This is a genomic window from Breoghania sp., from assembly GCF_030066895.1.
Classification (GTDB): domain Bacteria; phylum Pseudomonadota; class Alphaproteobacteria; order Rhizobiales; family Stappiaceae; genus Breoghania.
This window is the reverse complement of sequence record NZ_JASJAV010000002.1, coordinates 1-16,491: the sequence shown is the minus strand read 5'-3', so window position 1 is coordinate 16,491 and position 16,491 is coordinate 1. Positions and strand designations below refer to the sequence as shown.

Genomic DNA, 16,491 nt, shown 5'->3' with positions numbered 1-16,491 from the left:
AATGGCGCAGCTCGTCTTTCTCTATGACACCACGCGCGTCAAAACTCCGCCGTGCTCAAGGCGCGCTGCTGGAATGGGCCCAGGCTCATCCCGGCCGCTTCACCTATCCCCCCAGCCGCCCGATTTCCACGGCTCGACTTTCCTGAAGCAGGAGCTTTACGAACTGACGCCCGATCCGGATCTCCTGAAGGCTCCCGCCACGGATGCGAACTTCAAGACCGCAACCGCTCCGCTCTTTGACTATCTCGACGCGCTCCATCCAAATCTGTGGCGGGCGGGCCGGGCCTTTCCCAAAAACAGCAGCGCGCTCCGCCGGCTTCTCACCGACAACGAGACCGACATCGCTTTCAGCTTCAACCCGGCCGCTGCCTCCAACGCGATCGCCAACGGGGAACTGCCTGATACGGTGCGCACCTATGTTCTGGACGGCGGCACCATCGGCAATACCCACTTCCTCGCCATCCCCTTCAACGCGAGCGCTGCGGCCGGCGCCATGGTTGTCGCCAATTTCCTGATGTCGCCGGAGGCCCAGGCCCGCAAGCAGGATCCTGATATCTGGGGCGATCTGACCGTGTTTGCCGTCGACAAGCTGCGCGGCCCCGACAAGGCCCGGTTCGATGCGCTCGATCTCGGCATCGCGACCCTTTCGCCGGAAGAGCTCGGCAAGACCTTGCCCGAACCGCACCAGAGCTGGATGACCCGGCTGGAACGGGCCTGGTCGGCACGATACGGCATCGAATGAGCGCACCGAGTTTCGGCCCTGGTTTCACCCTCCGTCTGGCCCCAAGCTTCACCGTTCTGGTGCTTCTCGGCCCGGTGATGGCCGGGATCGCAGGTGTCACCCTGCCCGCTTTCGGCTACCTGCCGATCCTCGGGGGGACAGGCTTCACGCTCGCCCCCTTCAGGGATCTCGCCGCCATACCGGGGATTGCGCAGTCCGCTGCGCTCAGCTTTGCGAGCGCGCTGATAACGGCGTTCTGTCCCTTTGCGCTGGTGCAGCTCTTCGTTGCCGCATGAGGCGGGACGCGGCTTTTTGCGCTGATGGAACGCGCCTTGTCGCCGCTCCTGTCCGTGCCACATGCGGCAGCTGCCTTCGCACTTGCCTTTCTGATCGCACCGTCGGGCTGGATCATGCGGCTTCTGTCGCCCTGGGCGACGAGATTGACCCGCCCGCCGGACGTTCTCGTCGTGCACGATCCGCTGGGCCTGACGATGATGGCGGGACTGATTGCCAAGGAGACGCCGTTTCTGTTCCTGATGACGCTGGCGGCCGTGCCGCAGGTCCGGGCCATGAGGCTATCGCAGATCGCGGCGAGTTTCGGATACGGGCGGTTCGCGGGCTTCTTCAAGGTGGTCCTGCCGCTGCTCTATCCGCAGATCCGCCTGCCCATCCTCGCGGTCATCGCCTATGCCTCATCGGTCGTGGACGTCGCGATCATCCTCGGCCCGATCCGGCCCGCACCGTTCGCGGTGCAACTCACCCGCTGGATGAACGATCCCGACCTCAGCCTTCGTTTCACCGCCTCCGCAGGCTCCATGCTGCAACTCGCCGTCACGGCCGGAGCCATCATCTGCTGGCTCCTCGGCGAAAGGCTCGTCGGCGCACTCGGTCGGCGTTGCGCCCGTGACAGCTCGGTCCGGATTGCGGTTGCCGCGCTTGCGGAATTGCCGATCGCCTTCATGGGGCTCGGCCTTGTGGTGCTGGGGCTCTGATCGCTCTCTGGCTGCTGGCCGTTTCCCGATGCCCTGCCTCCGAGCGTTTCTCTCAGGACCTGGCTTCGCGTGCTGCCGGAGGAATCTTCCCCGATCGGTACGACCCTGTGGCTCGGGCTCATTGCGATATTTTTCGCGCTCGTCCTCACCATCGCCTGCCTGGAGCGGGAGGTGCGCACCGGGCGGCGTCCAGGGGATGCCGCGCTCGGGCTCATCTACATCCCGCTCCTTGTGCCGCAGGTGGCGTTTCTGTTCGGGCTGCAGTTCCTTCTGCTTGCCGCAGGCTTCGGCACGAGTGCGGCGGGGCCCGCCTTCGTCCATTTTCTCTTCGTGCTGCCCTATGTGTTCCTGTCGCTCGGCGATCCGTGGCGCGCGTGGGATCCGCGCTACGGACAAGTGGCGGCAAGCTTTGGCACGACGCCCGCTCGCATCTTCTGGCGTGTGCGATTGCCGATGCTGATCCGCGCGACATTGACAGCCGCCGCCGTGGGCTTTGCCGTATCCGTCGGCCAGTATCTGCCGACCCTGCTCATCGGCGGGGGACGGTTCTCGACCGTCACGACGGAAGCCGTGGCGCTTGCGGCAGGCGGCAATCGCGGGTTGATCGCCGTCTATGCGCTCGTGCAGGCGGCCCTGCCCTTTGCCGGGTTTCTGCTGGCGCTCGCCGTTCCCGCAGCTCTATTCAGAAATCGGCAAGGCATGAGGGCGGGACGATGAGCGCGCACCCCGAGACGAAGGATCTGGTCCTTGAGGATATCCGCATCCTGCGTGCGGACCGTCCGCTCATCGGCTTCGATGCGGTCGTCAGCCCCAGCGAGGTTCTCACTGTCATGGGCCCGAGCGGGATCGGCAAATCGACGCTGCTTGCCTATATCGCGGGATTTCTGCCGCCCGCCTTTTCCGGAACGGGTCGCGTCATGATGGCGGGCAAGGACATCACTGCGCTCGCCACGCATACGCGGCGCATGGGGCTGCTGTTTCAGGATGATCTGCTCTTTCCGCACATGTCGATGATCGAGAACCTGATGTTCGCGGTTCCGCAAGGCGTGGGACGAACGGAGTGGCGAAAGCGGGCACGAGCCGCACTCACTGACATCTCGATGGAGGAAGCTGGAGAACCGCGACCCCGGCACCCTTTCCGACGGCCAGCGCGCCTGGGTGGTGCTGATGCGAGTGCTATTGTCGGAACCTCGAGCACTTCTGCTCGACGAGCCGTTTTCCAAGCTCGACATGGCGTTGCGCGATCAGATCCGCCGACTTGTCTTTTCCAAGGCGCAAGAACGGCGCCTGCCGACCCTGCTCGTCACCCACGATGCGCGCGATGCGGAAGCCGCGGGTGGCCCCCTCGTTACGCTATCTGCGCCAGAAGGCGAAGATCATAAAAAACGGGCGGATAAGACCGCCCGTTCTTTGAAGCCTGTTGGGAATGCGAGAGGAGATTACTCCGCCTCGTTCGCCGGGGCCGCCTGTGTCTGCATATAGCGCTCGACGCCGATCGCCTCCAGCAGCTCGATCTGGGTCTCGAGGTAGTCGATATGACCTTCCTCGTCGGCCATCAGATCGTCGAACATGTGCATGGTGACGTAGTCGCGCTTGTCGTGGGCGCACTCACGGGCTTCCTTGTAAAGCGCGCGGGCGGAATACTCACCGGCGAGATCGCAATCGAGCACTTCGCGGATGTTCTGGCCGATCCGCAGCGGGTCGAGGCTCTGCATGTTCGGATGCCCGCCCAGGAAGATGATCCGCTGGACCAGCTTGTCCGCGTGCTGCATCTCCTCGATCGACTCCTCACGCTCCTTCTTGGCGAACTTCGCAAAGCCCCAATCCTCGGTGAGCCGATAGTGCAACCAGTACTGGTTGACCGCCGTCATCTCATGACGCAGCGCCTTGTTCATATATTCAATGACTTCCGGTTCACCCTTCATCGCCGAGGTTCCTTTTTCCGAGGGGCCTTTGGGGAGCTGGTCCGGCCGGGAGCGCCTTCCGGGATCATCGGCTCTTCAGGGTCGACACCCCACCAACGCGGCGTTTCCGGTTTGGACTCGCGTAGTTTAGAATTATTATAACTCCGATGAATAACCTGCACAACCATGGGAAAGCAGTTGCCGCATTTCGGCCGACAGTTCAGCTTCTTGAAGCAGCCTCCAGGCGTCACGATGCGACCGGAGGGATCGTCCCGGATTTCGGCAGCCGCCTTCTCCAGATCCTTGTCGGTCAGCACGTTGCAGGAACATATGATCATCGACGAATTACCCGAGGCACATTGCGGCGTGACGGCGTGCGTTGCGATGCGATAGGGTGTCACGCTCCTCGAACGCATCCTAAAGTGCTTCGTATTCGAGAGAAACCATTTGACTGACAAGAAAGAAATCAAGATCAATACCTTAAGCTAGCCCTTGTCGATCGGTTTGATTCAATCGGATCGAAATATGCCGGGAACGCGCCGCGTTCGGGAAGCCCCCGGACGAAGGGAAACCGCTCCGTCAGATCGGGGCTGGGCCGGTCACGCAGAATATTCGCGCCAAAGTCTTCTCGTTCCGATCAAACCGGTTCGATTCCGCTCCAAACCGGTCTAACGTATGTGCGACACTCGATTATGCAAGGCAACCGAGATGAGTGATTCCGACAGTCTGCGTGATGCTCGCGAAACGGTCGTGCTTACCGGCGCGAGCCGGGGCATCGGCCATGCGACGGTCAAGCGGTTTTCCGCCGCCGGTTGGCGCGTGATCACCTGTTCGCGCCAGCCCTTTTCCGACAAATGCCCCTGGCCGATGGGACCGGAAGACCACATCCAGATCGACCTGTCCGATCCCGAGGCGATCGATATCGCCGTGGCGGAAATCCGCGAGCGTCTGGAGGAGGAAGGCTCCAAACTCCACGCGCTCATCAACAATGCGGCGATCAGTCCCAAGGACGAGAACAGTGGACGACTGGACTCCCTGACCACCCCGATGGAGCTGTGGCGCACAGTCTTCCAGGTCAATTTCTTCGCCCCGATCATGCTGGCGCGCGGCCTTTTCGAGGAATTGCGCGCAGCGGCGGGCTCGGTGGTCAACGTTACCTCCATCGCAGGCATGCGGGTGCATCCCTTCGCCGGCACAGCCTATGCCACCTCGAAGGCCGCGCTTGCCTCGCTGACGCGCGAGATGGCCGCCGACTTCGGACCTTACGGTATTCGCGTCAATGCCATTGCGCCCGGTGAGATCGACACCTCAATCCTGTCGCCGGGAACAGAAAAGCTGGTCGAACAGATCCCGTTACGCAGGCTCGGCAGGCCGGACGAGGTGGCTGAAACCATCTTTTTCCTGTGTAACGCGCCGAGCTCCTACGTGACCGGAGCCGAGATTCACATCAACGGCGGCCAGCACGTCTGAAGCGGCTTTTCGTCAACGCAACGCCCCGCGCGCGCCTTTTCCGCAATCCGCAAAAGGGATGCGTGCGGAGTGTGTCCGCGCGCTTTCCTTGCGGGAGGTGACGCACATGCGTATTACTCCCCAACCAGCCTTCCCTAGTGGAAAATTTTACGTACGTTAGTCGGCATGCGGCTGACCACGCTGGTCGGAGCCTCGGTACTTGGGATGGTGGCCGTTGCCGCCTTGATCATCACGCAGCAGCGGCAGAGTCTCTACGACCAGCACGCCACTGAATTGAAAACATACCGTGGAGACGATGAGCGGGATCGTGGAGGCGAATTACGCCCTCGCTGCCTCCGGCGCCATCTCTAAAGACGAGGCCAAGACGCGAGCCGCCGAAACGATTCGTAACCTGCGTTACGGCAATGACGAGTATTTCTGGATCAACACGCTCGACGGCGAGATGATCATGCACGGCTCCGTGCGCAAGCTGGAGGTAACGAATGTCCTGGACATCAAGGATGTCAACGGGATGAAGTTCTTCCGCAAGTTCGTCGACGTCGTGAAGAGGCAAGGGGCGGGTCCGGCCGAATATTACTGGCCCAAGGGCGGCAGCGACGAGGCGATCGCCAAGGTCTCCTATGTGACCGGTTTAAAGCCCTGGAACTGGCTGATCGGTACGGGCGTCTATGTCGACAACATCGAAGCGATCTTCTGGAACCGCATCCTGACGACCTCGCTCATAACCCTGCCGATCCTGCTGGCTCTTGCCGCAGCTTCCTTCGTGCTCGTGCGCTCCATCACGCGGCCGCTTAAAAACCTCGGCAGCGTCATGGACAGCCTGCGCGAAGGCCGCAAGGACATCACGATCGCGGAAGCCGAGAAATCCGACGAGATTGACGACATGGCGCGGGCGGTGGAGATCTTCCGGCTCAACGCGATCGAGCAGGACCGGCTCGAACAGGAGCAGCAGAGCAACCACGTGGCGCGCGAACAGCGCCAGCAGCGTACCGAGGCCCTGCTGGAAACCTTTCGCGGCACCTCGCAGCGCCTGCTCGGAGAGCTGGAAGAGACCAATTCCGGCCTGGAGTCGACCGCGCTCAGCCTGGACGGAGTGGCGACGGCCAGCGCAGAACAGGCCCGCGAGGCCGCGGGTACTTCGGAGGAAGCTTCGGACAACGTCCAGTCGGTTGCCAGCGCGTCGGAACAACTGGCCTCTTCCATCACCGAGATTTCGCAGCAGGTGGCCCGCACCACCAATATCGCCATCGAGGCAACCGAGGCCGCACAATCCACCAACAACAAGGTGGCGAGCCTCGCGGAAACCGCTCAGAAGATCGGCGATGTCGTCTCCCTCATCCAGGAAATCGCCGAGCAGACCAACTTGCTGGCGCTGAACGCGATCATCGAAGCGGCCCGCGCGGGCGAGGCCGGTCACGGCTTTGCCGTGGTGGCGGCTGAAGTGAAGGAACTGGCACCCCAGACCTCGAAGGTCACGGAGGAAATCGGCACGCAGGTCGCCGCCATCCAGTCCTCGACGGACGAAGCGGTCGCCGCGATCGGTCACATCAGCAAGACCGTGGGCAGCATGAACGAATACACCGCCGCCATCGCCACCGCCGTGGAGGGAACAGGGCGCGGCGACGAACGAGATCAACCGGAACATCCAGAATGCCGCCCAACACACGCATGTGGTGGTCACGAGCATTTCCAAACTGGATCAGGCGGTGAACGAAACCAACCGATCCGCGGAAGCTGTACTGAACGCCTCCAAGGGAGCCGCAAACAACGCGTCGCATTTCCATCGCGAAATCTCGGACTTCCTTAGGGACGTCGCCGCAGCCTGACGCAAGGCCAAGACCGCGGAGGGCGTTCAGCCCATGCCCTCCACAAATTCCCTTACAGTATATGACAATATTAAAAATTACTTATATATTTAACTGACATTTCCAGAATAGATAACGCACAATAAATACAACTTTATTTAATTTTATTATTTATATCTAAAATGTTGAATTATACGTATATTTAATTAATCAATTATATTAAGGCAACTTTCATTACTTTATTTTCACATATTCTCCCAATTTAGACATCGATCGATTACGCCGAAGCCGGAGTAAATCATCATGAAATTCAACATCAGTCGACTGGAGCTCGTCGGTGCTCTGGTGACGACTTTCGCAGTCTTGATGACGGCTGCCTTTGCAATCACCGGTTATGTTATCTTCCTGCTCCTATCCAATCAGGTCGCAAACGAGGCGACCGCACGACAGGACACCTCGCTGCGTGTCGCCGCCACGATCTTCCAGCGGGACGTTGCCGGGGCCAAGGTCACCTGGGGCGACGACGACAGCATCGACCGCATTTCCGTCAGCGACATTCCCAGTTTCGCCAATAACGACATGATCGACACGATCGGCCGGATGACGGGCGAGACGGCGACCGTTTTCCTCTGGGATCCGGAAAGTCAAGACTTCTGGCGCAAGACGACCAACATCGTGAAGCCGGACGGATCGCGCGCCGTCGGCACTCCGCTGGGCAAGAACGGGGCGGTCTATCCCGTTATCACCAAGGCTGAAACCTTCCGCGGCGAGGTCACCATTCTCGGCCAGCCCTACTACACGATCTACAAGCCGATCTTTTCCGCAAGCGGCGAGCCGGTCGGCATTCTCTACGCGGGCGTTCGCAAGGCCCGGATCGTTGCGGTCATCAACAAGATGCTCTCCTCGCTCTCCATCGCGTTCAGGTTGATCCTGGTGATCGCCATCGGCGCCACGGTGGTGCTGACGCGCAAGATGCTTCGTCCGCTGACCGTGCTGGCCGGGATAGCCCGCCGCATCGCCCATGACGATCTGGAGGCAGTCGTCCCCCACGCTCAGCGCGTCGACGAGATCGGAGAGATGGCCAAGGCGGTGGAGACACTGTAAAGAGCGCAGCCAGGAACGTCACCAACGGACCGCCGAGCAGGAGCGTGCTCAGGCCGCCCGAGAGGAACGCGCGCAGAGGACGGAGGCGCGGATTGCCAGCTTCCGCGACACGGTGCAGTCACTGATCCAGTCGGTCGAGGATACGGCACATGGGCTGGAAGATACGGCGCGCTCGCTGACGGGCATTGCGGGCGAAAGCTCCACCCGGGCCCATGAGACGGCAAATGCCAGTCAGGAAGCGACCAACAACGTGGAAACGGTCGCTTCGGCGGTCGAGGAACTGGCGGCATCGATCACGGAAATCAGCCAACAGGTCGGACAGACGACGGAAATCGTCGCCCGCGCAACGGCAGGCGCCTCCTCCACGAACGAGAGAAGGTCATTTCGCTTGCCGACGCCGCCAACAAGATCGGCGAGGTGATCGGCCTCATTCAGGACATCGCAGAGCAGACCAACCTCTTGGCGCTGAACGCCACGATCGAGGCGGCGCGCGCCGGCGAGACAGGCAAGGGCTTTGCCGTTGTGGCGACGGAAGTGAAGGAACTGGCCAACCAGACCTCAAGGGCGATGGAAGAGATCAGCGCCCAGATCTCCGCGATCCAGCACAAAACGCAGGATGCGGCGATCGCGATCAAGGAGATCACGCAGACCATGGGCGATGTGGATGGATACACCTCCGCAATCGCCGCCGTGGAAGAGCAAGGGGCCGCGACCTCGGAAATCTCGCGCAATGTCCAGGAGGCGGCGCGCGGCACCGTCTCGGTCACGGGCAACATGGAGACGCTTTCGCAGTCGATGGCGCAGACCAACGAATCCGCGGAAACCGTGCTTCAGGCCTCCTCGGCCATGGCGGATAAGACCGAACAGTTGCGGCGCGAGATCAACACGTTCCTCACGGAAGCGAACGCGGCCTGATCAGGGCCGCAGGCGCCAGGCGGGGCCGGACAGACAAGACCATGAAAGCGGCCAGGCGGGAAATCGTCCGGCCGTTTTCATTTTGCGCCCCCCCTCGCTACGAGCGCTTTTCGGCGGGCGATAGCCATCTGCGACGCGCCTTTGATACTCATTGATCGAGGCCACCATAAGCTTTCTCGAGAAATACAAACAGTCATCCGCAGAGTGCCGTAGCTGTTCTTTCCTACGGAGACCCTCATACCCCGACTATTTACCGATTATTCTCATTTTCCGATCACCCTCGCGCCCATTCTTCAATGGGATTCCAGAGCGAACATGTCAAAGAAGATGGACTTTCTCTTGAACTTGCCTATCGGAGCGATGATCAGCGGCGGGTTCGCGCTTGTCCTAGTCCTTTCCGTCGTCATCGGCCTTGCAGGCGTGCTGGCGGTCATGTCCTTGAACGGCCGCATGGAATTGACGGCCGAATCCACCGAAGCGGTGAACCAGCTCCAGAAAATTTCCGCGGCGCGCGAAGCCTACATGCAGCAGCACACGCCAGAGCTCCTGAAGGCGGTGGAGACGGAAACGACCGAGCTGGAGCGACAGCTCTCCCAGATGGCCCAGAACGCCGACGCCGTTCAAAGCGAAAGCGGGATCCGCAAGGCCGAACAGTCGGTCGCCTCGCTCGCCGAGGGCTTCGCCAAGATGACGCGGATTATCGACGAACGAAACGAAACGTTGACGGATTTTCTCGACCAGTCCACCGCGCTCGACACCGCGGCCAGCGCTTTCAGCCAGTCCATCCAACAGGTCCGTCACCAGATCGACAAGGAATTGGCGACCAATCAGGCCGAGTTGCAGCGCGTCGATACGCTGGCGCGGCTGACATCGCGCACGATCGAGAACCTGCTTCTGGTTCAGCGCTATTTCTCCGGCAGCGCATAGGGCAACGCCACCAAGCAGGCGCTTGCGAAATCCGAAGCGCTGGAACCGCTGGCGAAGGATCTCGCCAAGGCCGGCAAGGGCAGCCCGCAGGAGGCCGCCACCCAGGATCTTGCCAACAAGCTCACCGCCTATCGCGCCAATATCGTGGAGCTTTCGGGGACCACGGATTTCGCCACGCTTTACGGCCTCGAAACGCGGGTCCGCACGAGCGGGAGCGCGACTCTCGATGCAGCCAACGCCTTTCGCGATGCAGTCTATGGCCTGGTCGATGCCGGGCGTCGCCGGTTTGACGAGATCGGCGCCAAGGACGAACAGTTCTCCCAGCTGGCGCGCGCGGCAACCTACATCATCACGCAAGCCTTGACGACGGAAGCCAAGTTCCACGCATTCGTTAGCGATCGCAAGGACATGACGGGCGAGAAACCGCTTGAAGCGCTGAACGCCCTGAAAGCGGCCAACGATGCCATGTCGCTGGAATTGCTCAGCCTGTCGCCGCTCGATCCGTCGGCGGAAACGTTGCGCGGTTCTCTGGACAAGCTGGAACTTCAGGTCACCGACATGCGCGCTTCCTTCGAGAAGCTCATCGGCCTGCGCACGGCTCTCGTTGACCAAAGTGCGGTTCTGGACGGAATGTCGCAGGAAGTTCGCATCGGCATCGCCGACATGACCAACCGCGGCAGCGAAACCACCCAGCAGGCCGGGCGCAATGCGCTCTGGCAGATCGGCGGCACGCTGATCATCGTCGTGCTGGCGGCCAGCGCCATCGCATTCGTTCTGTCGCGCACCATACGGCCGACACGCAACCTGACGGAAACCATGGACCGTCTGGCCGCCGGAGATACCGACGTGACAATCCTCGGCACCGAGCGTCAGGATGAAATCGGCGGCATGAGCCGGGCCGTGCGGGTCTTCCGCGACAACGCCGTGGAGCGCGTGCGCCTGCAGGAGGCCAAGCAGGCCGAGCAACAGGCGAATGCGGAACGTCGCCGCCGCGTCGAAACCCTCATCGCGGACTTCCGCGCCGAGGTTCAGGAATTGCTGGCCTCCGTTTCCGGCAGCATCGACACGATGGGAACCACCGCCAACGACCTGTCGGAAATCGCGGAGAATGCCTCTTCGCGCACCGCACATGCCGCCAGCGCCTCCACGGGCGCATCGCAGAACGTGCAGACGGTCGCGAATGCTGCGGAAGAATTGGCCTCGTCCATCGGGGAAATCGGCCGCCAGATCAAGATGACGACCGATGTCGTCGGCAAGGCCACGACCGACACGCAGGAGACGAACAGCAAGGTCGCCTCGCTGGCGGAATCGGCCCACAAGATCGGCGAGGTAATCGACCCCATTCAGAACATCGCCAAGCAGACCAACCTGCTCGCGCTGAACGCCACGATCGAGACCGCGCGCGCCGGAGAAGCTGGCAAGGGCTTTGCTGTGGTGGCCGCGGAAGTGAAGGATCTCGCGACCCAAACCTCCAAGGCGACGGAGGAGATTTCCGCCCAGATCTCCGACATCCAGGGCTCCACCGACGAGGCGGTGAAGGCGATCCAGCAGATCGCGTAAACGATGGAAGAGGTCAACAGCTACACCTCCGCCATTACCGCTGCCGTGGAACAGCAGGACTCGGCGACGACCGAGATCAGCCGCAGCGTGCAAGATGCGACGCGCGACACCAGCGCGATCAGCACGGAGATGGAGAGCCTCACCGAGGTGGTCGACCGGACCACGCACTCCGCACAGTCTGTCCGCGTCTCAAGCGACGACGTCTCCCAGAAGACGGATCCCTGCGCAATCAGATCGACCGCTTCCTGAAGGACGTGACCGCGGCCTGACACCGTCGCAGCAATGCCGGACAAAATGCAAAAGGGCGGGATCAGGATCCCGCCCTTCGTCGTTTTCGACCCGGTGAATATTGAGGCCGATCGGCCGCCCGTATCAGAGCGTTTCATCGTCTATGGAATGGACCGTCTCCGCCCCCTCTCCCATGGGGAGAGGTGCTTCCCTTCGATTACTTCCGTCAGCTCTAGGCGGCTACCACCGCGCGCTTGGCCATGACGGTGACGAGGTTCGCGCGATATTCGGCCGAGCCGTGAATGTCGCCCAGAAGATCCGCCGGGCTGACGGCAATTCCGGCGACCGCATCGGCCGACCAGTTGCCGGACAAGGCGCTTTCCATTTCCGGGACGCGGAAGATGCCGTCCGCCCCGGCGCCAGTGACGGCGACACGAACCGAGCCATCGGCCAGCTTCGCCACGAACACGCCCGCCATCACATATCGCGAAGCCGGGTTCGGGAACTTGGCATAGGACGATTTCTGCGGGACCGGCACCCTGACGGTGGTGATGATCTCGTCCTCGTCAAGCGCGGTTTCAAAAAGGCCGGTGAAGAAGTCATCGGCCGCGATCTCACGCTTGCTGGTGATGATCGTCGCTCCCAGCCCCAGCATGCCCGCCGGATAGTCGGCCGCCGGATCGTTGTTGGCGATGGAGCCGCCAATGGTGCCGCGATGGTGCACGTGCGGATCTCCGATCTTGCCCGCAAGGGCCGCCAGCCCGGGGATGTCGACCTGCAACCCGGCGTGTCCGGCCACTTCGGCATGCCGGGTTCCTGCACCGATGACATAGGCGTCACCATCTTTGCCGACGCCGCGCAGCGTCTCGATGCGCGAGATGTCGATCACGTCGGAAGGCGCGGAAAGGCGCTGCTTCATCGTCGGAATAAGGGTCTGGCCCCCGGGCAGGATCTTGGCTTCGTCATTGGCAGTCAGAAGCCCCGTCGCCTCGTTGACGCTGCCGGCGCAATGGTAGTTTGTCGCGTACATGGATGTCCCTTCCCATTTCAGGCCACGCCACGTTTTGGGCGGGCCGGTAATTCATCGGTGGCCGCGACCCGGCGAACCGGGTCGCGGCGGACGTATCGATGCCTATTCGGCAGCCATCGGTACGCGCGCGGTCTGAGCCAGACGCCAGACCTTTTCCGCCGTTGCGGGCATGGTCAGCTCCTCGGTGCCCAGCGCATCGGTGAGCGCGTTGATGATTGCGGGTGGAGAACCTATGGCGCCCGCCTCGCCACAACCCTTGATGCCGAGCGGATTGCCCGGACAGACCGTTTCCGTCGTCATCACCTTGAAGTAGGGCAGATCGTCGGCACGCGGCATGCAGTAGTCCTGGAAGGACGCCGTGGTGAGTTGACCGAACTCCGCATCGTAGGCACAGCCTTGTAGGTGGCAAGCGCCACCTCCGTCATGGAAAGCTGCTTGTCGGTGCCCGCAACCTTGAAGGCGCCTTCTTCCACGACGATGTCGGTCTCCGCCGCTTCCATCAGGTGCGCGGCGATCTTCTTGGCCTTGGCCTCGACCTTGTCGAGCACCTTGGAGATCGCCGACATGCCGACAGCACCGAAGCGAGAGCCGTAAGTGCCCATGCCGAATTGCACCTTATCGGTGTCGCCGTGGACGATCTGCACCGTATCGGTGCCGACGCCGAGACGTTCGGCAACGAGCTGGGCAAAGGTCGTCTCATGACCCTGGCCGTGGCTGTGCGAGCCCGTCAGAACCTCGATCGTGCCAACCGGATTGACCCGAATTTCCGCCGATTCCCACAGGCCCACGCCCGCGCCGAGCGAGCCGACCGCCTTGGACGTAGCAATGCCGCAGGCCTCGATGTAACAGGAGGGGCCGATGCCGCGCAGCTTGCCGCGGCTTGCGGCCTCCGCCTTGCGGGCGGGGAAAACGGCATAGTCGATCGCCTCTTGTGCGGCGCGCACGGAGGCGTCGTAGTCGCCAGCGTCGTAGCACATGATGACCGGGGTCTGATGCGGGAACTCGGTCACGGAGTTCTTGCGCCTGAGTTCGGCCGGATCGAGCCCCTGTTCGCGCGCGGCGACCTCCATCATGCGTTCCACCACATAGGTCGCCTCGGGACGGCCTGCGCCGCGATAGACATCGACCGGCGTGGTGTTTTGGTGTAGACCGCCTTCACGTTGGCGTAGATCGCGGGCATGGTGTACTGGCCCGACAGCAGCGTCGCATAGAGATTAGGTCGGCACGGCGGAGGAGAAGAGCGACATGTAGGCGCCGAAATTCGCCGTCGTGTTGACCCGGAAACCGGTGATCCAGTTGTCGGCGTCAAAGGCCACTTCCGCCGTTGTCTCATGGTCGCGGCCATGGGCATCGGTGTGGAAGGCTTCGGTGCGATCCGACACCCATTTGACGGGACGTCCGGTCTTCTTGGCAGCCCAAAGACACGCCACCTCTTCCGGGTAGACGTAGATCTTGGAGCCGAACCCGCCGCCCACGTCGGGCGCGATGACACGCAGCTTGTGCTCCGGTGCGATGTTGTGGAAGGCGGACAGGACCAGCCGCGCGGTATGCGGGTTCTGCGACGTGGTCCAGAGCGTGAAATGCTCTTCCGCCTCATCGTAGTCGGCAACAGCCGCGCGCGGTTCCATCGGATTGGGCACGAGACGGTTGTTGGTGATGTCGAGCTTGGTGACATGGGCGGCATTGGCGATCGCCGCATCCGTCGCCGCCTCGTTGCCGATCTCCCAGTCGTAGATCAGATTGCCTTCACATTCGGGATGGATCTGCGGAGCGCCGGGCACAAGGGCAGCGGCCGTGGTGGTCACGGTGGTGAGTTCTCCCAATCGACCATCACCGCCTCGGCCGCATCGCGGGCCTGGGCATAGGTGTCGGCCACGACCATGGCGACCGACTGGTCGACAAACCGCACCGTGTCGGTGGCGAGCGCCGACCAGGCGCCCATCTTCATCGGCGTGCCGTCTTTGGAATGGATCATCCAGCCGCAGATGAGATTGCCGACCCCGTCGGCCACCAGTTCCGCCCCCGTCAGCACCGCATCGACGCCGGGCATGGCCTGCGCCTCGGATACGTCGATATTCATCACCTTGGCGTGGGCATAGGGGCTGCGCACGAAGGCCACATAGCCCATGCGCGGCAGACTCATGTCATCCGTATACCGGCCCTTGCCGGTGATGAATCGCTTGTCTTCCTTGCGCGGCAGGCGTACGCCGAAGCCGTCAACAACTCCCATTTCAATCCTCCCTGGGCGGCCGCTCACGTCGAGAGCCTTCCCCGTTGAAGCGTCACGCATATCCGGAGCCCTTGCCCGGGCTTTTCTCAGACACGAAATCCGTTTCGCGAACAGCTGACCCGCCCGCTGAAAATCTCAGAGGTTTTCGCTATTCGGCCGCAGCCGCCACGGTGCCGGACATCTCGCCGACGGCCGCCTTGATGGCCTTGACGATATTGTGGTAGCCGGTGCAGCGACAGATATTGCCTTCAAGCTCGTGGCAGATGGTCGCCTCGTCGAGCTTGCCGCCGTAGCGCTCGATCATGTCGACCGCGGACATGATCATGCCGGGCGTGCAGAAGCCACACTGAAGTCCGTGATGTTCGCGGAACGCGGTCTGCCTGCACGGGGTGAAGCTGGTCGCCCCTGGCCAGCCCTTCGATTGTGGTGACCGTGCATCCGTCCGCCTGGGCGGCCAGCATGGTGCAGGATTTCACCGCCTTACCGTCCACATGAACGACGCAGGCCCCGCATTGCGAGGTATCGCAACCGACATGGGTGCCGGTCAGCCCCTGCCCCTCGCGCAGGGACTGCACGAGCAACGTCCGGCCTTCGACCTCGCCCGTGACGGCCTTGCCGTTCACGGTCATGGAAACCGTAGCCATAGATAATCCTCCCGTTTCTGCATCAATATCCGGCGACGCCGCAGCCCCTCTTCCCGGCATGCGGCGTGCCGTCAGACCTCTCACAATATTCGCAATCAGAATGATGACGATCAGCACGGCAAGGCCGATCAGGCCCCAGACCATCGGGTCGCCGAGCGTGCCCTTGCCGGCCTCCACCTCCAACCATTCCTCCGCATCGCGCACCGTGTCCTCCATGGCGTTCTCGACCTCAGCCACCACACCGGCGATCGAATGATCGCCCGCGCCCTGAGGCGCACCGCCGAGAAGCTCAGAGAACTTACCGAAGAAATCGTCCGCCATCTTGCGCGCCGTTGAATCGATCAGCCGCGAGCCGAGCTGGGCCAGCTTGCCGCCCACCTGGGCATAGGCCTCGTAGGTGAGGACGGTCGCCTCGCCCTCCTCGGCCAGATGCACGTCCGCACCGCCCTTAGCGAAGCCGGCGACGCCGCCCTTGCCCTTGCCCTCGCCCGTGATGGTGTAGCTTTCCGGCGCGTTGATGTTCTCGAAGCTCACCTCTCCCTTGAACTGCGCCTTGAGCGGGCCGACCTTCGCGGTCACCTCCGCGGCCATTTCATGTTCGCCCGTCTTTTCCAGGCTTTCGCAGCCGGGAATGCAAATCTTCAGGATTTCCGGATCGTTGAGCGCCTCCCACACCTTCTGGCGCGGCGCCGGGATACGATATTCCCCCTTCATGTCCATCGCGGACGTACTCCTCCAGAACGATCTTCTTGCGAGCAGTTTTCAACAAAACGGCCATTCAGCCGAAAGTTCAATCATGCCAAGGTATTATGATCGATGAATTCTGGCGCTCGCCTAATACACGGATCACGGATCACGGATCACGGATCACGGATCACGGATCACGGATCACGGATCACGGATCACGGATCACGGATCACGGATCACGGATCACGGATCACGGATCACGGATCACGGATCA

Annotated in this window: 15 protein-coding genes and 5 pseudogenes; 12 read left to right on the top strand and 8 right to left on the bottom strand. The window is 62.0% G+C overall.

The genetic code is table 11. From position 1 onward, the window contains the following. Position 1: 1 nt before the first annotated feature. From QNJ43_RS03095 to QNJ43_RS26640, 4 genes and pseudogenes are all read left to right on the top strand, one after another. Entirely contained in the window at positions 2 to 742 is a 741-nt protein-coding gene (locus QNJ43_RS03095) for an ABC transporter substrate-binding protein (RefSeq protein ID WP_300467338.1), read from the top strand. Between the two features lie 77 nt (positions 743 to 819). Further along, positions 820 to 2,430: pseudogene (locus QNJ43_RS03090) on the top strand (ABC transporter permease). Next, positions 2,427 to 2,762, top strand: a pseudogene (locus QNJ43_RS26645) (ATP-binding cassette domain-containing protein); the annotation flags it as partial. The pseudogenes QNJ43_RS03090 and QNJ43_RS26645, both read left to right, overlap by 4 nt. A 109-nt stretch (positions 2,763 to 2,871) precedes the next feature. Continuing rightward, positions 2,872 to 3,195, top strand: a complete 324-nt coding sequence (locus QNJ43_RS26640; RefSeq protein WP_346432835.1) for a hypothetical protein — start codon at positions 2,872 to 2,874, stop codon at positions 3,193 to 3,195. On the opposite strand, the gene bfr is transcribed toward QNJ43_RS26640, so the two are convergent. Then, positions 3,153 to 3,638, bottom strand: a complete 486-nt coding sequence (gene bfr, locus QNJ43_RS03080) for a bacterioferritin (RefSeq protein WP_300467336.1) — start codon at positions 3,636 to 3,638, stop codon at positions 3,153 to 3,155. The two genes, QNJ43_RS26640 and bfr, sit on opposite strands and share 43 nt — an antisense overlap. A gap of 687 nt (positions 3,639 to 4,325) precedes the next feature. On the opposite strand from bfr, the gene QNJ43_RS03075 reads away from it, so the two are divergent. From QNJ43_RS03075 to QNJ43_RS03040, 8 genes are all read left to right on the top strand, one after another. Beyond that, positions 4,326 to 5,087 carry an SDR family oxidoreductase gene (locus QNJ43_RS03075; protein WP_300467334.1) on the top strand — a complete coding sequence of 254 codons (762 nt, stop codon included), beginning with the start codon at positions 4,326 to 4,328 and terminating at the stop codon, positions 5,085 to 5,087. Between the two features lie 286 nt (positions 5,088 to 5,373). Further along, the gene (locus QNJ43_RS03070) at positions 5,374 to 6,894 is read left to right on the top strand and encodes a cache domain-containing protein (protein ID WP_300467332.1); all 1,521 of its coding nucleotides are present in this window, start codon (positions 5,374 to 5,376) and stop codon (positions 6,892 to 6,894) included. Between the two features lie 301 nt (positions 6,895 to 7,195). Next, positions 7,196 to 7,996: a cache domain-containing protein gene (locus QNJ43_RS03065; RefSeq protein ID WP_300467330.1), complete on the top strand. Its 801-nt coding sequence runs from the start codon at positions 7,196 to 7,198 to the stop codon at positions 7,994 to 7,996. A gap of 112 nt (positions 7,997 to 8,108) precedes the next feature. Further along, positions 8,109 to 8,417, top strand: a complete 309-nt coding sequence (locus QNJ43_RS03060) for a hypothetical protein (protein ID WP_300467328.1) — start codon at positions 8,109 to 8,111, stop codon at positions 8,415 to 8,417. Then, the gene (locus tag QNJ43_RS03055) at positions 8,414 to 8,911 is read left to right on the top strand and encodes a methyl-accepting chemotaxis protein (protein WP_300467326.1); all 498 of its coding nucleotides are present in this window, start codon (positions 8,414 to 8,416) and stop codon (positions 8,909 to 8,911) included. Before QNJ43_RS03060 ends, QNJ43_RS03055 begins: the two co-directional genes overlap by 4 nt. A 327-nt stretch (positions 8,912 to 9,238) precedes the next feature. Next, positions 9,239 to 9,838 carry a hypothetical protein gene (locus tag QNJ43_RS03050; RefSeq protein ID WP_300467324.1) on the top strand — a complete coding sequence of 200 codons (600 nt, stop codon included), beginning with the start codon at positions 9,239 to 9,241 and terminating at the stop codon, positions 9,836 to 9,838. A gap of 144 nt (positions 9,839 to 9,982) precedes the next feature. Beyond that, positions 9,983 to 11,398: a methyl-accepting chemotaxis protein gene (locus tag QNJ43_RS03045; protein WP_300467322.1), complete on the top strand. Its 1,416-nt coding sequence runs from the start codon at positions 9,983 to 9,985 to the stop codon at positions 11,396 to 11,398. A gap of 3 nt (positions 11,399 to 11,401) precedes the next feature. After that, entirely contained in the window at positions 11,402 to 11,647 is a 246-nt protein-coding gene (locus tag QNJ43_RS03040; RefSeq protein WP_300467320.1) for a hypothetical protein, read from the top strand. A gap of 211 nt (positions 11,648 to 11,858) precedes the next feature. On the opposite strand, the gene QNJ43_RS03035 is transcribed toward QNJ43_RS03040, so the two are convergent. The 7 genes and pseudogenes from QNJ43_RS03035 to QNJ43_RS03010 form a co-directional block, all read right to left on the bottom strand. Further along, a complete protein-coding gene (locus tag QNJ43_RS03035; RefSeq protein ID WP_300467318.1) occupies positions 11,859 to 12,656 on the bottom strand; it encodes a xanthine dehydrogenase family protein subunit M in 798 nt (265 codons plus the stop codon). Positions 12,657 to 12,758: 102 nt separating this feature from the next. Continuing rightward, entirely contained in the window at positions 12,759 to 12,992 is a 234-nt protein-coding gene (locus QNJ43_RS03030; RefSeq protein ID WP_300467316.1) for a hypothetical protein, read from the bottom strand. After that, positions 12,956 to 13,633, bottom strand: coding sequence for a molybdopterin cofactor-binding domain-containing protein (locus QNJ43_RS26635; RefSeq protein ID WP_346432857.1), 678 nt, complete (start codon positions 13,631 to 13,633; stop codon positions 12,956 to 12,958). The genes QNJ43_RS03030 and QNJ43_RS26635 overlap by 37 nt, the downstream gene beginning before the upstream one ends. A 96-nt stretch (positions 13,634 to 13,729) precedes the next feature. Continuing rightward, positions 13,730 to 14,437: pseudogene (locus tag QNJ43_RS26630) on the bottom strand (molybdopterin cofactor-binding domain-containing protein); the annotation flags it as partial. A gap of 20 nt (positions 14,438 to 14,457) precedes the next feature. Then, entirely contained in the window at positions 14,458 to 14,886 is a 429-nt protein-coding gene (locus QNJ43_RS03020) for a hypothetical protein (protein WP_300467314.1), read from the bottom strand. 148 nt (positions 14,887 to 15,034) lie between these two features. Beyond that, positions 15,035 to 15,530 (bottom strand): annotated as a pseudogene (locus tag QNJ43_RS03015) ((2Fe-2S)-binding protein). Positions 15,531 to 15,827: 297 nt separating this feature from the next. Continuing rightward, positions 15,828 to 16,244: pseudogene (locus QNJ43_RS03010) on the bottom strand (carbon monoxide dehydrogenase subunit G); the annotation flags it as partial. Positions 16,245 to 16,491: the final 247 nt, after the last annotated feature.